Genomic DNA, 18,993 nt, shown 5'->3' with positions numbered 1-18,993 from the left:
TTCAAGGTGCCTGTGCGTTGTCAAAACCGATTACATCATGCGTTTAGGGACGTCGCCTGTCACGGACCACCACTGGCGGAACCGGTCCTGCAGGTTCTTGAACTGGCTCGTGCCGATCCAGTCAGTAGGGGGATTATTTTTCGTTACGGTCACGGTCGATGTAACGGTTAAATGCGGCTTCGTCGTCGTAAAGCGACCTCGAAAACGTGTCGTCGGCCCAGTCGATCATGCGCTCGATCACCGCGCGCCGGGACAGGCCGAAGTGCGCGCCCAACCGCTCCAGCGCGAAAAACTGGGTGCCAGTCATCGTCAGGTGCAGACGCCGCTCGCCAGAATCGGCGTCTTCCTGACGCGGAAGCCGTCCGAGGACTGTCGCCACGTCAGAAGGAGCTTGGGCAGACGGCTTCGCCCGTGACACAGTCTTAAGCTCGCGCCGCGCCTGTACCAGTTCACCACGCAGCTGCTCGCACTCCCGCACCAGGGCGTCATGGGCGTCGGCAGGCGGAGGGGTATTTTTCGTTACAGTAACGGATTTTGTGTGCGCGCCATGTCGGGCTCGCCACGCTGCCTGACGCTCAGCGTTCGACATCGCATCCGGTTTCCGTGGCCGGCCACGGCCACGCTTTTCCGTGATGCCGGTTACCTTGTCGTTTGCCGGTGAAGGCATGATCCATCCTGGTGCGGTTGACCAAATCTATTTTACGTTATACATAACGATAAATATGCTATTTCGTTACGCGTAACAAATGTGCACAAGCTGCCTTGCACGGCATGTATTCATCCGGGCAGATGGTTGCAGGTGTCGGGTCCCAGCCCGGGTGTCGTTCCCCGGAGAGGATCGCTCACGGCGCAAAGCCGGTTGCAACCCGACATGGCATCGCTCTTTTTTCGTTTTGTTACCTGACACACTCGGGGAGGCCGTCAGGGAAGAGGGCATCTGAAGACTCGGAAATACTGGGATGGCCCCAGCCTCGCGTACGTAAACGTCCGAATCTTGAAGGGGCACCCCGATTAGTCGCGCCCCCGGCGTGATACAGGAACCGCAGGATTGCGAATCATCAGCGTATCGAGGCTACTCTTCTGTTTCCCAGATATGGCCAAATCCGGCGGCATGGCAGAGTAGCGCCCATGCGGAATAGGGGATTTCATTTTCGCCGCTGATCCAACGACGTATCTGCCGCCCGCTCTTGTCAGCGAGGTCCAGAAATTCCGCTGCACTACGTCCCGTAAAACCGGCCAGCCGCACTACCTCCTGGATTTCTGCCCCGGTCGGTTTGGCCCAGTAGATCGCGGGCTGCAAGCATTCGCGTCGGATTGTCGTGTTTGTGTCAACTGCCATATGCTTTCCCCCTGGTACTCTTACGTTCGTCTCAACTACTGGCGCATAAGGCGTGCGCCCGGAATCTAAAGCCACTGCGGCCGCAGTTCGCCTTCCTACATGTCGAGTGGCCCTTCGTGCCACTCACGCGGCCGCCAGGCCCCGCGATGCAGGTAGATAAGATCGCGGCTATACGCTCCGAGGCGCCAGTTGAAAAGTCTAGTTCGATCGGCTGCTGGCGTGCAGGGTTCCCGTCGATCACCGCTACCAGCGTCATATCGCGATAACCTGGTGCTTCCTGATACGTCACATAGCTGGCCTGATAGCGTTCGCCATGAAGCGGCGCCGGCTCTGGCCGGACGTTTGTCCAGATTCCAGCGCGTGATTATCTGCTGCCGGCGCCGCTCACCGCCAGGAAAATAGCCGTGCACTTCACCAGTCGGGCGGTGGTCGAGTCGCAGCACGGCGAGACAGTGCTCGAACAGATCGTCGTCCGGCGCCCGCAGCGCCGTGAGGTCGAGACGGTAGTCGGTGCCGTTGTACAGGCCCGCGAGAAATTCGGCGACGGTCTCCGCCTGTTCGGTGTCGCCTTCGGCCATGTCAACGAGCTGCAGGAGCGAATCGAGGCCGCGGTCACGATCGCCAGCGCGGATCTCCGCTGCGCGCTGCGCCGGCGTCTGGCCGCCGTGCGCGTTCGCAAAAAACTCGGCGATGGTGTGCTGGAATGCCTCGAGGAGGTGCTCGGGCACGTCGCTGGTAATCCGGTGCGTTTTCGGCCGGGGCGCAATGTTCATGGTGTTACCTTGATTGTCCGGAGTAGGAGGATTCGGCCTCGTACCCGCGTTCGGTGATAAAAGCGGCGATGCCGAACGGCACTGTTGCATCGACGGCATCGGCCAGCGCAAGCCCGACAACCATGCCGCCGAAACATTCGCGACGGTACCCAACGCCAGTTCCTCGCGTCCGTTCGCGCCAGGCCACAACCATGTGCACCTCGAGACGTGCCAGTCCGTCTGCACCAGCGTAAATCGTTCTCTCTTCCATCTCTGGTCCTGTTGATTGAGTCCGTGTACGGGATCGTACGACAGCGCTGGCCTCGAAGGTCCGCAAGCCGATCCTGGATCCAGCCCCCACGGCTTCGCCGCGGAGGAAACACGCAGCCTGCGGCTGCTTGACGACCCCGGCTGCGGTTCGCTTGCGCTGTACCGGATCGTCCCGGCGCTACTGCGCCGCGCCGGCGCTCTCCCCACGCCTACTGGCGCGGGTCCCCGTGCGCCTCGATCCGGGCGCGCCGGCGCGCGCGTGACGCCTGCGGTTATCCGGACTCAAGGTTTGGCAGGAAGGGGGTGCCCTTTCCGGACGCCTGGGACGCCCATGCCGCTGAGGCTATTTCGGCCAGGCATGGGCCGGAAGGAACCACCGCAGCCCACGGTTTCAGCGTCATCTCCTGTACTGATCAACAGCCCCGGCATGAACCGGGGCCACCATGCATCATTCCTGACGCCGCGCCAGTTGCGCCCGTTTGAGTTCACCGGGCGCGCCGAAGTCGAAGTTATCGACCGTGAAGTTGTATCCGTAACGCTCGATGCCTTCACCGTCCGTGAAATCGTTGTTCGACAGCTTCGCCTCAACGATCAGTTGATCGCCCTTCAGAACGTTTCTGGCGATGGCCCCACCGCGCGAACCAAAGGCGGTGAACTGGATTCTCACCTGACGCTCTTTCGCTTCACCGCTGCCTTCGTCGCGACCGGCGTACTCGTTGAAAATCAGGGTGAATTTCGTCACCTTCGAATCACCGTGATTCGCAAGCACAGGGGCGGCGGCAACACGGCCAGTAAAGAAAAGCTTGTTCATGATTTGTACTCCTGACAGTTTGAATGAAACAGAGGGCAACTTTCGTTAAAATCCTGACTCGGGTAGGGCAGGCTGCGGGGCACGGGGCGGCACACGATGAAACTCGGAGAGAGCGTTGCGGGCTATCGCGCGCAACTCTTCCCGGTGCATGTCGATTGGGTGCCCGTCGCGGTCCAGCATGTTGGCAATCCGGTCGAGTGCTTCGGCGGAGCGCGCGGCGGCATCGGCGGACAAGGCCATGCGGAACAGTTCCGCGCGCACCAGGGAACGATCGCCGTATTGATAGACGGCCAGCAGCGGAAGGAGGGCGGTCAGCCACGTTGGGCGGATGTGAGCGGTATCCATGTCGGTTTCCATAGTTGAGGTCATGCCCGGCGCGAAGGCCGGGCGCACCTGTCATCCGCGCAGGCGGCACAGTTCGTCGGCGAGCACCCAAAGGGCGCGGTTGAGCCTGATGTTCTGGTCAATGCCGGTGACGGCGCGGGTTGTGGTTGCCCGCCCATTCGCGTTACGACCGCGCAGGCCGCCGTTGATCATGTTTTCCTGCACGCGATTGAATGTCGTCCATAGGTCCGGTGCGCGATCCTCCATGCGATGCGGTGTTAATAGTTGCTGCTCAGTGATGGGCGCGGGCTTCTCGTCGTCGTACCGCAGCGCAAGCGCGGCCCGTGCGAAAGCGGTCTGTTCGCCGTCGGTCAATGCCAGACCGGCCATCCCCTCTCGCTGATGGGTCGCTGCCTCAAAGCTGTCGAGCACCTTGAACGCCCCCTCGATTACCTGGCCGACTACGTCGCCCTTATGAGGCACGCGGATATCACCAATGGTGTCCCCGCAGACCATACCGTTCTGGCACACAAACCGGAACATCCCGGCGAGCATCTGGTAGCTGCTGCTGCCATCATGGCTGTTCAGAAGGATGATTTCGTTGGCTTCGCGGCCCGTGACCTGGTCGGCGTGGCGCAGGCGGACCAGATGTTTTGTGTGTGCGCGCTTGTCGTCGGCGCGTACGCGGGTCTGACAGGCCATGAAGGGTTGAAAACCTTCCTTGCGCAGGCCGTCCAGTACATCGCTGGTTGGAATGTAGGTGTACCGTTCCGAGCGACTTTCGTGCGCGGACAGCGCGAAGATCGACGGGGCAACCTCTGCAATCTCGTCATTCGTCAGCGGGCGATCCGATCGTGTGCCAACTGCGTTGCGTCCGAAGCGGCTTGTCAGGTAAGTGGTATCCATGCTGTTCCCCAATATCAGGATCAGCCCCAGCCCACAGGCTAGGGCCGTGAGTGGTCAATGCGTCAGTCGATGGCGCGCAGAATGTTGGCGGCCTCTACGTGCTGCGCCGCGTAGGCCCGCAGCGCGTGGTAGTGGTCAACGATCCTGTCATCGCCGCACTTTTCCGCGAGATGGCACAGGGCAAACAGCGTGACGACGATGCCGAACGCGTCAGCGCCCATCGTGTCGCTGTAGCCGTTCATGTGCCACCGCACATGCACCCGTCCGCAATTCGCTGGAGCCATATAGAAGCCGCTGTTCGACAACTGGAAGAAGTCCCACGAACCGCCCTTGTAGGCACTCGAAAGGCGGGCAGCCCAGTCGTACACCAATGCCTCGCCCCGAAGGTATTGCGCGCCCAGGTAGTGAGGAAGGAAATTCAGACGCAACTCATCGACAACGACTGCTGACGAGATTCTGGTTTCATTGTCAATCACGGTTATCTCCGGAAATGGGCCGCAGCGGAATGCCGGGCCACGCTTTTATATTAGGTCGTATTGACCGTTACATCAAGATTTTAACGATCCCATGTTTCAATCATAAAGATAAATCAATTTAAAATATAAATCGAATAATTACGTGCTATAAGGGCAATTCGACCTATCATATCAGTGTGGCCCGGCATTCCGCTGCGGCCCATTTCCGGAGGCATCCATAATGGAAGTCGTTGAAATCCGTGTAACTGAATCCGTTCTCGAAGCTAACTTCGGCAACGAAGCGCAGATCGAATACGTCCCGTACGGACGGCTGTGCCGCTCACCGCTGAATATCCGCAAAAAGGCACCCACCGGCATCGAGGCGCTGGCCGGAACAATTGCCGGGAAAGGACTGATACAGAATCTCGTCGTGCATGAGATGAAAGGCCGCGCGAAGGTGCCGAAGCTCGGCGTGTGCGCCGGACAACGGCGGCTCGCTGCGCTGGACCTGCTGTTTTCGCAGGGGCACATTACTAAGGATTACCTGGTGCCGGTGCTGATCGTAAGTGATGGCGAGGCGGTGGCTGCGTCGCTGATCGAGAACCGGGAACGGGAAGCCATGTCGATCGCAGATGAAAGCGTAGCGTTCCGCCTGCTCACGGAGGATGGCAAAAGTGTGGCCCACGTCGCGGCGCTGTTCAAAGTCTCCGAAATGGTGGTGCGCCGTGCACTGAAAATTTCGAACCTCGCTCCGGCGCTGCTTGACCTGCTGCGCGACGACAAGCTGGATTATGAGCAGGCGAAGGTGCTTGCACTGGCCGACGATCACGCGACGCAGGAACGCGTGTGGAACGATGCCCCAAATGCCTGGCAACGCCGACCATCCGAACTGCGCGCAGCGCTGACGAAAGCGGAGCTCGACGCCAGCGAGAATCCGCTCGCGAAGTTTGTCGGGCTAGACGCTTACGAGGCGGCAGGCGGCTACGTGCGTCGCGATCTGTTTTCCGACGACCAGAACGCCGGATACATCGCGGACGCTGACCTGCTGCATCGCCTGGCAACTGACCGCCTGATCGAGCTATCCCAAGCCGTGGCCACTGAGGGCTGGTGTTTCGTGGAAACGCGGACCCGCTGTGACCAGGCCGAACTGTTCCAGTACGACCGGATCGCATCGACCACGCGCAAGCCGACCAAAGCGGAAAAGGCCGAGCTTGCGAAGCTTGTTGCCACGCGCGACGAGGCGAAGGCCGCGCTTGATGCGTATTACGCCGATCAGGACGGCGAGGAAGACGAGGCGCTTTGGGAAAAGCTGGACAACGCGCTCAACGATGCTTCGGCTGCTGTTGACGCCTATGCCGAGCGCTTCGAAACATTCGCCGCCGACGACATGAAGCAGGCCGGTGCGTTCGTCGCCATTGACGAGGACGGGAAGGTGCAGATCACGCGCGGCCTGCGGTGCCGGGAAATCAACGACGCAGACGCGGGCAGTATCGCTCACTTCGCGCATGCGCAGCGAAATCGCGACCTGCCCGCGAAGGCCCGGCCCCTGCACGGCGAAAAGCTGTGCAAACGGCTTACCGCGCACCGCACGGCTGCGGTACAGATCGAGCTTGCGCAGCAGCCGACCGTTGCGCTGGCCGTGCTGATGTACCGGATGATTCCGGCTGTGTTCGATGACGTGTACCGACAGTCATACATCGACCATGCGGTGCGGATCGACGTGCATACATCGCGCGATGCGCTGGTGTCGAACGCCGACGACATGGCCGACAGCGCTGCATGGAAGGCGTTTGAAGGCGAGCGGGCGAAGTGGAGCCGGATGCTGCCGAAGCGCACCGATGAACTGCTCGCGTGGCTGCTGCAACAGGATGTGGACGTGATGTCAAACCTGTTTGCATTCTGCGTGGCCGCGACGGTAGACAGCATCAGTCCCGTTGACCGGGCGCACCCGGTCAACGAAGTGGCGAACACGCTGGAACTGGACCTCACGCGCTACTGGAAGCCAACGCGTGCAGGGTATTTCGAGCACGTCCCGAAAGATCGTATCGTGACCGTCGTCGGCGAGACGGTTTCGCCGCAGGCCGCAGGCGAACTGCGCGGGCTGAAAAAGGGCGATGCCGCAGCTGCCGCCGAGCTTCGCATGACGGACGCGGGCTGGTTGCCGGAAGTGCTGCGCAACCGTGAGGTGCCGGAACACGTCACGTACGGCCAATGGGAGGATGACGGGGAAAGCGATGCCGATAGCACGCAGGATGAGTGCAACGACGGGGACGCGGAGGAAGCCGAAGTCGCCTGAGCCGTGATGCACTTCGCGTAAGTGCGGGTTGTCACATGCCGCCGTCCGGGTGAACGCCCGGGCGGCTTTTTGCTTTACGGGTTCTGCACAGGAAAAAAAGAAGCCGGTACGCAGACCGGCTTTCCGAGGCTCCTACCGCATGGCTTTGGGGACTAGGCAGGGGCAGGGCGATTGTGCCAAGGAGCACGCCTGAAGGCGCCGCGTTTTGCGAAACAGAATGTAACTGCGTGTGCGAACCAGGGTGGTATCGCGCGCGCCGCGCGCCCGTATCGAGGGCCACGGGGACCCATGCAGGATGCATGGGGAGCGGCCCGACCCGGCGCAGTGCGGCGGGCCGATGCGGCTCAGGGTTTCGCGTGCTGAGGGTATTTTTTCTTGAGTGCATCAATATCGGCATTGCTCACGCGAGGTTCGCCGTACTGTTCGGCGTAGAGGCGGTTCAACTGCATGCTTGAGAGGTGGGGATTCTCAGACTGCAATTGCTCGAAGGTTTTGATGCGAGTCTGTGCCGGTGCCGGTGCATCGGTCGTGGGAGGGGTAGGCTTGTGCGTTTCGAGAGGGGCTGTCGCTCGGGAGGCTGTAACGGGGGGCGGGGCGCTGGGGCGGGCTGCCGCAGCGCCGGATTTGCTGCCGGAATCGGGCGGAGAGGTGATCTTTCGAAGCCTGTACAGGGTTCCGTGAAACGTCCGAAGGGAGATATCGAGTCCCTGTTCGCGCAAGGTATTCAGGATATCAGCGGCGGGAACGCGAGCGGCGAGCGCCGCCTCAATGTCCGGAAGGAGGGCCTTGAGATGGGAAGCTTTACTGCGTTTCGGGCTTGTGCTGGCAAGGCGGCGCAGCGCGGAAGCAAGTTGTTCGTGATCCATTGGGGAAATGGCGAATAAATGTAGTATGGACGTAGTATGAATGACGACAGCATGTAGGGGCAAGGTTGTATTGGGTAGTACTCCCACGCAATGCGTGATGTACTGGTGTAGTAGGGGCGTAGAATATGCGTAGGAAATAATGTGTGGCAAGAGCGGGGCGAGGCACGTCGAATATGTTTACGTAACGCTACGCGTTCCGTAAAATATTTCGTGCCAAAGGGGCGGGCCCCTTTGAAACCCCGCCGCGGTCTATTGCCGCGTCCGCGTGTCGGCAACTCCGTTACTGACACTAAGCACTGCCTGGTATGCGTAATGAATACGGAGGTCTGGCGATGATTCCGAGCAGTGAATGGGTGATCCAGCTTGTAGTGGGGCCGCGTGCCGACGAGCGCGGCAGCGAGCCGCGTTATCTGCCGTGGGCAGGCTATACGTTGCCAATGACGGGTGACCAGGCAATGCGCGCGCTGCGCGAGTGCGAGTTGCGGTGGCCGGAATACGAGTTTCGCGCGCATCCGATCGAGGACGACGGCAGGCCGTTCGCGATGGTCGGCGCCGAGATCGACCGTAGTCGTTCGACGGGGCTCTGGTAATGCCACGGCAGAAGAGCAATGACGGGGCAGGGCTGGGCAAGCCGATCGCGTTCCGTCTGTCGGATGCGGATCGCGCAGCGTACCTTGCCAAGGTGGCGCAAAGCGGGATGACGCAATCAGAGTTTTTCAGGCAGGCGGTGCTCACCAACCGTACGCAGGTGATTGCGCGCCCGGTGGCGAGCGGAGACCGCAAGCGGTTGCTGTACATCTTCAACAAGACCAGCAACAACCTGAACCAGATTGCCCACCGCGCGAACTCGGAGCACGTTCGCGGGAAGCTTTCGGAGGCGACCTACGAGCAACTGCTCGCGCAATTGCAGCTCATCGGGCAGTACCTCAAGGCAACCCTGAACAAGGTCGACTGATATCGATGGGAATGGATCAAAAGCAGGCCGCCATCATGGCGGTCATCGAGCTGGAGACGAAGCTGCACTTCGATCGCGACCATGACGGTGCGCGTACGCTGACGCAGCCGGACTGCGACAGCGCCCGGGCGGCTGTCGATGCCGCTGGCCATCTGCTGCTGTCGATCGTGAACAGCACGCTGCTTTTGCGCATCGAAGGGGCTGAGCGCTGGCTCGCCGAGCGCGGGATGCTGGAGTAGGACGATGCTCATACGCGTACGCGGCTATCACGACGGGATCAAGGCATACCTGGAGAAGGGCCAGAAGCAGGGTCGCGAAATGGAACGCGACGAGATGGACGAGCGCGTGATACTCGCCGGCGATCTCGATCTGACGAACGACATCATCCAGTCGATCGACACGGACGCTGAACGCTACCTGAATGTCACGCTGTCTTTCAAGGAAGACGAGGTCGACCGCGAGCTGCTGGGTGAGATCGTGCGCGAGTTCGAGGCGTTTGCGTTTGCCGCATACCGTCGGGACGAATACAACTTCTACGCCGAAGCGCATGTGCCGCGGATCAAGAGCTATGCGGACCGCAAGACGGGCGAGGCTGTCGAGCGCAAGGTTCACGTGCATGTGGTGATCCCGGAAATGAATCTGGTAACGGGCAGACGGCTTGATCCGTTCGGGAAGGTTGACCATAACGAGCGGTATCTGGAGGCTTTTCAGGAGCACATTAACGCGAAGTACGGACTGGCGAGCCCAAAGGACAACCGGCGTGTGCAGTTCACGGACGCGTCCGAAATGATCAGCCGGTACAAGGGCGATGTGTTCGAGGGCGCTAACCGCGAGCTGAAGGCCTCGATTCTTGAGGCAGTGATGACGCGTGATGTGACCCGGTATGACGACTTCAGGGCCTTGATCACGGAGTACGGCGAGACGCGCACACGCAATGCCGGCAGGGAGTCGGAGTACGAGAACGTCAAACCGCCCGGTGCCGCGAAGGGTGTGAACCTGAAGGAGTTCGTGTTTTCGCGCGAGTTCATCGAGCTCGATGCTACGGCCAAGCGTGAGGCGCTCGAATCGAATGTGCATGCGCAGTACGTCGAGCCAGGCGTACCGCGCGATACGCCGCGGATCTATCTCGATTCGCTCGAGACGTGGCACGACACGCGCGCGAGAGAGATCAAGTATCTGAACAGCGGCAGCAGTTTTTACAAGACGTATCAGGCAGCGCCGCCGGCGGAGCAGCGGCGCATTCTCGATCACCGCGAACAGCGGTTCTATGACGCAACAGGAGGGCTTAATGAACGCACACGAGAGCGAACACAACAGCGCCACGATCGATCCGGACACTGGCGAGATTGGAAGCGGATGGGAGCCGCCGGAGCAGGAGGGCGGGCGCGAGAGCGCGGTGCCGGGCGGGAACCGGAAAGGACAGGGCAGTCGCAGCAATGGTGGAACGAGCTCGAACGCGCGCACCGCGAAATCACGGGGCGATGGCGAGCCGGAGCGGATCACGACTTTGACGCTCGCTTCGATCGATCCGGCGCGCCGTCCCAATCCGCCCACCGTGTGCATGGCATGCCCGGCCGCGGTGTGGATGGCGACGCCGCGCGACGTCAAGTGCTTCTGCCGGCTGATGCATTACTGGAGCTGGGAAACCAGCAAGCCGAACGAATTGACGCACTGCGATGGTCTGGCGATCGCGAGCGAGCGGGAAGAGAACAGCTAGTCATTTCGGTGCCACTGCCGCGATGGCGCGAAGGTGCCGAGGGCGGTTTCGACGTGGGCCGCAATTACGGCGAGTTCGAGGATCGGTGGCAATGGTCGGGCGAACCCGATGCCATTGACAGTTCCGCCGGCGAGCCTGAATGGAAAGCGATCGTAGATCGCATGTTTGTCGCGTGGGACCAGGCCGACGAGGCAGGGCGGACGCGTCTCACCCGCACCGCTGCCGGGAAGTTCATGCGGGCAGGAGGACCGTTCGGCTCACGCGAGCCTTTTGGTCTGAGCGGCGGCGGCCTGCCTGCAGGGTTCGGACCGCGTGAGGAAATCCGCAGCCTCGCGGATGTGCAATCGTTCGATGCGATCGAATCGCTGCCGTTCGAGATCCGGCCAACTGATACGCCGCTGCCGACGGACGCGGCGTCGGTCGATTTCAATGCAGGTGCGCGCGCATCGACGGGCCGGGCAGCCGATACCGTTTGCGACCAGTTTGCGCGTGACCTGTCCGAGGCTCGCACGGTGCGACGTGCCCGGGAGCGGGATGAGTTCACAGAGATTCGCGCGACGCTCGACGCGGGCCGGTTGCTGGCCGTGCTCGCGCATACGCACGGAGTGATCGTCGAAAAGTATTCGATCGGTAAAGGCGCGGACGGCGGTGACAGGATCCAGGCCGGCTCGCGCAATCTGAATGTGTCTGACTTCCTCACCAAGGAGATGAACCTGTCATGGGAGGAGGCGGCTGAGCTGCTGCGCGAGACCTATCGTGCACAGACAGGACGTGATCCGGAGCATGCACAGAGGCGTGCGCCTGAACGGGACCTATGGGGCGAGTTCCAGCAATGGCGATCGGCATACCGGAACGAGCTACGTCGCGCGTGGGATGCGCAGGCCGATCATGAGAGTGAGCGGCGAAAGGCGGTCAAATCCGAGTTCTACAGTGCCCGTAGCGCGCTGGTTGAACGCCCGCGCATGGACCTGTCAGGTGCGCAGCGCCGCGAGCAGCTTTCCGCGGCACGTGTTGCGCGCCTTGAGGCAGAGGCTGCGCTGCGTGTGCAGATCGCGAAAGAGCGGGATGCGCTGAAGGGCGCCGCAAGCCGGCCCTTGACCGAGCGGTATCGTGACTTCCTTCAGGAGCGCGCTCAGGAAGGCGACGAACGGGCGCTGCGTGAGTTGCGCCGGATGCAGCAGATCCTCCTGCGGACGAAACGTGCAGACGACGAACGCGCGGTCATTTTCAGTGCGCCGTCTCATGCGGTGAACCGACCGGCAGCCTACGACCGCAACGAGATCATCTACGCGGGCCCGGCGATCACGTACGAGGTGCGGGCCAGCGGCGAGGTCGACTACCGGAAGGACGGTGTGGCGTTCCTCGTCGACGAGGGCCGCACGTTGCGCCTGTGGGATAGCGAGCGCGAGGCGATCGAGATTGCGCTGCGTTTCGCGCAGCAGAAGTTCGGCAGCACGCTGTCGCTGTCCGGACCTGATGACTTCCAGGCGGCCGCGGCGCGTGTGGCGGCCGACACGCGTATGCGCATCGTGTTCGAGCAACCGGAGCTGGAGAGCATCCGGCAGGTCCGGCTTGCGGAGCTCGATTCCGAAGCGCTGGAACGTCGGGCGGCGCAGCGTGAGCGCGAGGCATGGGAGCGTGACGAGCTGCGCGATGTTGTGCGCAATCCGCCGCCACCCACCCCGGAAGATCCGTCCAATCCCGACTTGGATGTAGCACCGCCAGCTGATCCGGATGCACCGGACAGCGGGCCGGATATTGACCGATGAACCATCAACCTGAGCGAAGAAAATGAACGAGCTTGCACACATCGATCGCGACGGCCCGATTGCGGTCGCGCCCGGCGTGGGCATTCGCGAGGTCAACATGGGCCGAGTATAAGCGCTCGTTACCTGACGCCGGCAGCCCGCGCTGGCGATACCGATAAAACAGGGTATGAGTCGTGCGTACTCGCACGATCATTAGCGGAGGATCGCGCAAACTGTTGTCCTCTTTCGGGTTCGGTATGGCCCTCCGAATAGCCGAATCTGCGCCAGCCAGCGACCAGCGAAGGTTGCTGCTTTTTTATTCGTAAAAGCAACTAACGGACCGCGCCTACGTCGGCCGACATCAAACCTGTAAAGGCCGCTACGAACGTAGCCGGTTGCATGAGTGAAATGAAGGGGTAGATAGTTTAGGGCTATCTACCCCTTCATTTGTGGACACGGGCCCAAGTTCCGGAATTGCCGCTGGGGTTTCACCTCAAGGCCACGCTGCGGGCGTCCCTTATGCGATGGCCCACACTTGCCATGGCACGCAACCGGGCCCGGTGAAGAAGTCGGCTAGCGGGTGACCGCATTGACGTGATGCGCCAGAAGGTCACACGGCACGCCCGTGCGCCGCAGAGAGCACCGCAACAGCCGGAGCCCGGCAGGCTGGGCGCCCCGGCGGTTGGTGCCGTCGGAAACCGGCGTCCGGTCTGGAAAGCTGGAAGCGGAACCATAGACGTTCACCTTTGCTCAGGTGCGCCGAACTTTGCACGTGCAAAGTTCGCCCAAGCGATTCAACGACCCTGCGACAGACACGTCGGTGAGGGGCGACAGGCTGGAGGTTTGACTGACTATCGATGGATTCAGGTCATTAAATGCAGTATTGCTTGTAGCAGTTATCAAAACTGCCATTGATATGTCCCCAATTTTTATGGGTGATGTGCTACCGCGCACACAACTAATTTTGTTACCGTGAGCGACTGTTCAGATGCGTTCAGGCGCCGGGTGTGGAGGCGCCAGGCAGCATTGGGATGACGCGAGCCAGCAATGAAAGCCAGCTGCTGGTCGCAAACTGTCCGGCGACTGACGAAACGGCACACTTGCGCGCGCTGGGCTTCATCGCCCGGCACGCGACGGAATCCCACGCGGATGGGAACGTTGCTGTTGAGGTGAGAAGAAACGGGAGGCGGGCGGAGAGCCAGTGCACGGGCTACCTGCGATGCCAAAGAAACAGTGCGGCCATTGCGCGACCCGGCACCGATCGGGTACGGTGGCGCAGTCAACAACCATCAAGAGGAATAGCCATGAACAAGCAGGAGCTGGTCGATGCCGTGGCCGCGAAGACGGGCGACAGCAAGGTCGCCACGGGCGAGACGATCGACGCGGTGATCGCGGCCATCACAGGCGAACTGACGAAGGGCAAAACGGTACAGCTGATCGGATTCGGCTCGTTCTCGGTAGGCGCGCGCGCCGCACGGGTCGGCCGCAATCCGGCAACCGGCGCCGAGATCCAGATTCCGGCCGCGAAGACGGTCAAGTTCACCGCGGGCAAGGCTTTCAAGGATGCGGTGAACGGCGGATGAGACCGGGCACACGTCGTCGGCTAGATAAGATACGTGCCGACGGTAGCGTTGCCGGCCAAATCGCTGCCGCAGATCGTGACGGTAGAGAACGGCCGCGTCTGGCAGAAGGCCTGAGCGCGTGGGCAGCGCGCGATGATCGAGTCGTTTGATACGAAGGGGCAGGACATTCGTTAACACCGACAAATGGAACAATTTGCGGGAGCGCGGCGCCCAGCATTTCGCGATGAAACTGCCATGGGCGGTCCGACGTCGCGACGCGGCCATGCGCGTCGCGACGACAGTGAAGACAAACTGAGAACACTACGATGCGCGCTAACCCTGCCAATACAACGGAAGTCGGCAACGCTTTTCGCGACGCCGTTGCGAGCCTCCTGCGCACGAAATATTCCGATGTCCGGACGGAAGTCCTAGTTGGCCATAAGAAGGTCGACGTGGTCTACACGTACGTCGAGTTTGGCCGGCGGATCACCGTCGGCGTCGAATGTAAGAACGAAGCAGCTCCGCTTACAAAGGATGATATCCGAACGAGGATCTGGTCGGACTACGACCCGCTCGTCGACAAACACGAGCTAGATATTGTCATCATCGTTGCCAGGAAGGACATTAACGCGATGGCGCGTGCGTATGTCGACGGAATACCGTCACTGAGGTTCCAGACGTACGAGCAGTTCGAGGACAGCCTGATCGGGTTGAACGACTATGTGACACAGCTCGCTGGTACGTTCAAAGCCAGCGATCTGGAAAGCTATTACGTGGACGCCCGTTTCGAGGGACACGAAAAACCCGCACTAGCCGTTATCGAAGATTGGATGCGATCCGACGATCCAATGCCGCTGGCCATCCTTGGGGGATATGGAAAAGGCAAGACGAGCCTCGCGCTGCGGGTCGTCTCGCAGCAGGCTGCGCGACACCGTGCGGATCCCGCTGAACGCATCCCAATCCTCATTCGGTTGGGACAGGTGGTACACGAGACACAGCTCGAGGCTCTCTTCGGAAAGGAGTTCACGGCCCGCTTTCCCGCGACGGACTTTCGGTTTCACACGCTCATGCATCTGAATGCCGAGGGGCGGCTGTTCGTCGTCCTTGACGGATTTGACGAGATGAAGCACGCGATGTCAGTCGCGGACTTTCATGCCACGTTTAGGGAGTTCAATCGCCTGCTCGGGCCGAAGGCAAGAGTACTGCTGCTCGGCCGTCCGAACGCACTGCCAACCGAGGCGCGTACGCATGTGCTCCGCGGCCAGCGACGCGTTGGATCGCAAACGGTAAATGATCCTCAGTTTGCGCCGTGGCGCGAGGAGGAGATTGCCTTCTTCAATGCCGAGGAGATTGAACGGTTCTTGCGTGCGTACCTCGGACATTTGCTGAGACATCTGACGCACGTTAACGGCGTGACTGTGACCGAATTCGTCGATCTGCGTGTGCGGGAAGTCATCTTAAAGGTTAGCCCTGACCTTCTCCGGCGCCCGGTGCAAGCAAGGATCGTCGCTGAGCTGGCCTATGATCCGAATTTCAGGCTCGATGGCTTCACCAGCTACACGTTGTACGACCAGTTCATCAGGCAATTGATCGCGCGCGATACGGAGGAGAAGCGTGCACGCGGGGTTATCCCCCTCGAGGCAAGGTATTCGTTTCAGAAGGAACTGGGGTGGTGGTCCTGGACGAAAGCAAGTGATGGTCAGGGTTACTTCAACCGAGACGAGATCCCTCAAGCCCTCGTCGATCAGTTGCCGGATGGCGATGCGACTGATGGGGCGGCCAAACTGACCGAATACATCGTGTCGAGTCTGACCGAAGAGAAGGAAGCGGGCATCCTGTACTTTGCACACCGCTCATTTCAGGAGTTTCTTGTTGCCGACCGTCTGCGCACTGTCCGGCTTACGCCGGATCAACACGTCCTCATGAGTTCCGCCATCACGCCGGACATTCGCAGTTTCCTCGACGCTGCGCCGGACCAAAGCCATCTCGCGAGCTGGTTCGAAACGCTGAGCGCCTGCGAAGGGCCGCTCACCATAGACTACCTTCGCTATTTCCAATCGGACGCTGCGCTTGTAAAGGAAATCGCCGCGACGGCGAGGTCATCCAGTTGCTCGCCCGCGCACATCGCTATTGTCGGTATCGCACATGAGGATCGTGCTGATTGGCCGCTGTCGCGCGCCGACACGATTAACACCCTAGCCTACGCCGTACTTCGGTTTGACAAGGAGACATCTGCGCTAGCTGCGCTGTGTCTGCTGCGCATGGCCCACAACGGAGACACAGCGGCGACCAAAGCGTTTTTGGCGGCACTTATCGTTCGAATTGCGCAACGAGTTCGCGAAACCGATGACGTTGACAAGTCGCTGACCATCGCGAGTCAGCGCTACGGCCCGCTCGAGGAGCTACTTAGTAAATGGGTGCGAAAGTCGACAAACGTGAGGGATGGGGTCGTTGTGCAGGTCGATGTCCAGCGAGCCTGCCTGTTGCTGCATGCCTATGTGACCGGCAAGTACATCAAGCCTGCCTATGACGCCGAGATGCAATTGGCACTATCGCCGTTCAGCGAGGAAATCGGGGCAGCGTCAAGGGTTGAGAGCCGTTTGTCACTGTCTGCCGCCCGGGTCATCGAAGCTGTAAAAGACAAAGACTTGCGAAAATTGGCGGGGAGAATTCTCCACGCACGCGGGGAGGGATTCAACGTCGTTTCCGTCAACGATCGGACGCGGCGTATCTACCGCGGCAATGAAGAGGCCGAACTCACCATTGTCTACGACGAGCGCGAGTAATCGTGCATTAGTGCAAAACGGGCGGTATGTGTTGAAGTCCTTAAAAACTGCTAATCGTGTCCATAGATTACGCTAATGTAAGACTGCATTTTGGCCCTGCAAAACAAGGCATAGCGGCGGTTTCGCACGCTTTTCTAGGCGTTGCGTTTCAGCAACACACGCACGCTCGGATGTCCGTTGATTTTGCTAACGCGTTTGTCGTGTCCGCTAATTCGGCTAGTACGGTTGTAGAGGAGCGCGATAGGTGCATTCGCTTGAAGCGGCAGCAAGTGTAAATATCGGAGGTCATTTTTTTGATCTTCGGAAGGTGCCCATCTCAGTGCGCAGATCAAAAACGCCATACAGTACGGCACTTTGTGTGTCACATCGGGGGCCTTCAACATCCCCTTGTGTGGATGTTGGTCAGCACGGCGTCGTCCTGCGCTTTGTCAGTCGTGCCGGGCAGTGAGTTCGCGTTGCGGTAGAAAAAGCCGCGCTAGCAGAATTAATGGGCACGATTAGCGCTCCAACGGACATCATTAGCAGAATTGACGAACGGCAACACCAATCAGTTCGGGTGAGGCGACAACTCGCCTGACATGTCTGGGTACCCAAGATTGTTAGCACTGGAGGGCTCGCCGGCCCGGTGGCTGCTCGCCCCCCGTAAAAGCACAATGCTGTCATTAACATTACGAAATCCAAACAAAGAGAATGCGGATGGATGCCGGAAGGAGGTTTCATTCCGGAAACGTCGCATGTCTTGCTGATTCCAGATAGGTGCAGAAATTTCGGCTGCATAAATTGGGCGCTCACCCACCAACTTGACGAGCCCAACATGCAACCGTCGAACCAATCCCTTCAGCCAACGCTTAATGCGTGGCACCTTTGGGGCCTAGCTGTCGGCCTTGTCATCGCTGGCGAATACTTTGGGTGGAGCTACGGCTGGTCTGCCGCGGGTACCCTTGGATTCATCGTTACCTCCGTCGTCGTCGCGGTGATGTACACGACCTTCATTTTCAGCTTCACGGAACTCACCACCTCTATTCCAAACGCGGGTGGCCCCTTCGCATACGCCCGGCGCGCGTTCGGCCCGAGAATCGGGTTCATTGCCGGCTTTGCGACGCTGATCGAATTCGTGTTTGCACCGCCTGCAATCGCGATGGCGATCGGCGCCTATCTCAATGTCCAGTTTCCCAGCGTCGATCCGAAGTGGATGGCCGTCGGTGCTTACGTCGTTTTCATGGGTTTGAACATCCTTGGCGTGCGCATGGCGGCAACCTTCGAATTGATCGTGACGATACTCGCGATCATCGAATTGCTGGTTTTCATGGGCGTCGTGTCGCCCGGATTTTCGGTCGCTAATTTCGTGGCGCATGGCTGGGCCGGTCACGATCATTTCTCGCTCGGTGTGGTGCCGGGTCTGTTCGCGGCGGTGCCTTTCGCGATCTGGTTCTTTCTCGCTATCGAAGGCGTGGCAATGGCTGCGGAGGAAGCGAAGAACCCGACTCGTACGATTCCCGTCGCGTACATCACGGGCATTCTGACGCTGCTCGTGCTTGCCATTGGCGTGATGATGTTTGCAGGCGGAGTCGGCGACTGGCGTGTGCTCGCGAATATCAACGACCCGCTTCCGCAAGCAATGAAGGCGGTAGTCGGTAATCACAGCAACTGGTTACACATGCTCGTGTGGCTCGGCCTGTTTGGTCTCGTGGCGTCGTTCCACGGCATCATTCTGGGCTACTCACGCTGCGTTTTTGCAATGGCCCGTGAAGGTTACTTGCCCCGGTGGCTGTCAGCCGTGCATCCGCGGTTCCATACGCCCCATCGGGCGATTCTCGCCGGTGGTGTGGTCGGCATCGCAGCCATTTTCAGCGACTCGCTCGTCACGTTCGGTGGCCAGACGCTAACGGCCAACATCGTCACGTTGTCGGTGCTCGGCGCTATCACGATGTACATCGTGTCGATGGCCAGTCTCTTTGCGCTGCGCCGTCGCGAGCCTGATCTGAACCGCCCATATCGCGCGATCGCCTATCCGCTCTTTCCGGCTCTTGCGCTGTGTCTCGCGGTCGTGTGCCTTGTCACGATGCTGTACTACAACGCGATGCTTTCGGGGCTGTATCTCGTCATGATGGGCATCTTCTATTTGTACTACCACTTCACACGCGACCAGCGCGTGCACGAAGAGGCTCCCTCGCTCGCGTCGCTACAGGGCGATTGACTTCCGGCG

At 60.3% G+C, this 18,993-nt stretch carries 17 protein-coding genes and 1 pseudogene; 8 read left to right on the top strand and 10 right to left on the bottom strand.

What is annotated here, in order from left to right:
- Positions 1–133: 133 nt before the first annotated feature.
- The 9 genes and pseudogenes from DSC91_RS37215 to DSC91_RS37185 all read right to left on the bottom strand — a co-directional run bounded on the left by DSC91_RS37215 (position 134) and on the right by DSC91_RS37185 (position 4,878).
- Positions 134–667, bottom strand: coding sequence for a hypothetical protein (locus DSC91_RS37215; RefSeq protein WP_115783783.1), 534 nt, complete (start codon positions 665–667; stop codon positions 134–136).
- Between the two features lie 405 nt (positions 668–1,072).
- The gene (locus DSC91_RS37210; RefSeq protein ID WP_115783782.1) at positions 1,073–1,339 is read right to left on the bottom strand and encodes an XRE family transcriptional regulator; all 267 of its coding nucleotides are present in this window, start codon (positions 1,337–1,339) and stop codon (positions 1,073–1,075) included.
- 31 nt (positions 1,340–1,370) lie between these two features.
- The gene (locus tag DSC91_RS38755; protein WP_425272062.1) at positions 1,371–1,595 is read right to left on the bottom strand and encodes a hypothetical protein; all 225 of its coding nucleotides are present in this window, start codon (positions 1,593–1,595) and stop codon (positions 1,371–1,373) included.
- Positions 1,596–1,749: 154 nt separating this feature from the next.
- Positions 1,750–1,917, bottom strand: a pseudogene (locus tag DSC91_RS38750) (DUF7673 family protein); the annotation flags it as partial.
- A 199-nt stretch (positions 1,918–2,116) separates the two neighbouring features.
- Positions 2,117–2,362 (bottom strand): hypothetical protein, encoded by a 246-nt coding sequence (locus tag DSC91_RS37785; protein WP_162831547.1) that lies wholly within the window; start codon positions 2,360–2,362, stop codon positions 2,117–2,119.
- 447 nt (positions 2,363–2,809) lie between these two features.
- Positions 2,810–3,172 (bottom strand): single-stranded DNA-binding protein, encoded by a 363-nt coding sequence (locus DSC91_RS37200; protein WP_115783781.1) that lies wholly within the window; start codon positions 3,170–3,172, stop codon positions 2,810–2,812.
- Positions 3,173–3,217: 45 nt separating this feature from the next.
- Positions 3,218–3,517: a hypothetical protein gene (locus tag DSC91_RS37195; RefSeq protein WP_097397482.1), complete on the bottom strand. Its 300-nt coding sequence runs from the start codon at positions 3,515–3,517 to the stop codon at positions 3,218–3,220.
- 51 nt (positions 3,518–3,568) lie between these two features.
- Positions 3,569–4,402: a DUF932 domain-containing protein gene (locus DSC91_RS37190; RefSeq protein WP_115783780.1), complete on the bottom strand. Its 834-nt coding sequence runs from the start codon at positions 4,400–4,402 to the stop codon at positions 3,569–3,571.
- Between the two features lie 62 nt (positions 4,403–4,464).
- Complete coding sequence (locus DSC91_RS37185; RefSeq protein WP_115783779.1) at positions 4,465–4,878, bottom strand: antirestriction protein; 414 nt, start codon at positions 4,876–4,878, stop codon at positions 4,465–4,467.
- A 220-nt stretch (positions 4,879–5,098) separates the two neighbouring features.
- On the opposite strand from DSC91_RS37185, the gene DSC91_RS37180 reads away from it, so the two are divergent.
- The gene (locus tag DSC91_RS37180) at positions 5,099–7,153 is read left to right on the top strand and encodes a ParB/RepB/Spo0J family partition protein (protein ID WP_115783778.1); all 2,055 of its coding nucleotides are present in this window, start codon (positions 5,099–5,101) and stop codon (positions 7,151–7,153) included.
- Positions 7,154–7,497: 344 nt separating this feature from the next.
- On the opposite strand, the gene DSC91_RS37780 is transcribed toward DSC91_RS37180, so the two are convergent.
- Positions 7,498–8,019, bottom strand: coding sequence for a hypothetical protein (locus DSC91_RS37780; protein ID WP_162831546.1), 522 nt, complete (start codon positions 8,017–8,019; stop codon positions 7,498–7,500).
- A 332-nt stretch (positions 8,020–8,351) separates the two neighbouring features.
- Between DSC91_RS37780 and DSC91_RS37170 the strand changes: the two genes are divergently transcribed.
- From DSC91_RS37170 to eat, 7 genes are all read left to right on the top strand, one after another.
- The gene (locus DSC91_RS37170; RefSeq protein ID WP_115783776.1) at positions 8,352–8,609 is read left to right on the top strand and encodes a hypothetical protein; all 258 of its coding nucleotides are present in this window, start codon (positions 8,352–8,354) and stop codon (positions 8,607–8,609) included.
- Positions 8,609–8,974 (top strand): plasmid mobilization protein, encoded by a 366-nt coding sequence (locus DSC91_RS37165; RefSeq protein WP_115783775.1) that lies wholly within the window; start codon positions 8,609–8,611, stop codon positions 8,972–8,974. The genes DSC91_RS37170 and DSC91_RS37165 overlap by 1 nt, the downstream gene beginning before the upstream one ends.
- A gap of 5 nt (positions 8,975–8,979) precedes the next feature.
- Positions 8,980–9,213, top strand: a complete 234-nt coding sequence (locus DSC91_RS37160; RefSeq protein ID WP_115783774.1) for a hypothetical protein — start codon at positions 8,980–8,982, stop codon at positions 9,211–9,213.
- A 4-nt stretch (positions 9,214–9,217) separates the two neighbouring features.
- Entirely contained in the window at positions 9,218–12,460 is a 3,243-nt protein-coding gene (locus DSC91_RS37155; protein WP_115783773.1) for an LPD7 domain-containing protein, read from the top strand.
- Between the two features lie 1,283 nt (positions 12,461–13,743).
- Entirely contained in the window at positions 13,744–14,022 is a 279-nt protein-coding gene (locus DSC91_RS37150; protein ID WP_115783772.1) for an HU family DNA-binding protein, read from the top strand.
- Positions 14,023–14,327: 305 nt separating this feature from the next.
- Positions 14,328–16,787 carry an NACHT domain-containing protein gene (locus DSC91_RS37145; RefSeq protein WP_115783771.1) on the top strand — a complete coding sequence of 820 codons (2,460 nt, stop codon included), beginning with the start codon at positions 14,328–14,330 and terminating at the stop codon, positions 16,785–16,787.
- A gap of 814 nt (positions 16,788–17,601) precedes the next feature.
- Positions 17,602–18,984: an ethanolamine permease gene (gene eat, locus DSC91_RS37140; protein WP_115783770.1), complete on the top strand. Its 1,383-nt coding sequence runs from the start codon at positions 17,602–17,604 to the stop codon at positions 18,982–18,984.
- Positions 18,985–18,993 lie beyond the last annotated feature (9 nt).

Source organism: Paraburkholderia caffeinilytica (assembly GCF_003368325.1).
GTDB lineage: Bacteria > Pseudomonadota > Gammaproteobacteria > Burkholderiales > Burkholderiaceae > Paraburkholderia > Paraburkholderia caffeinilytica.
This window is presented reverse-complemented; position numbering and strand designations above follow the sequence as displayed.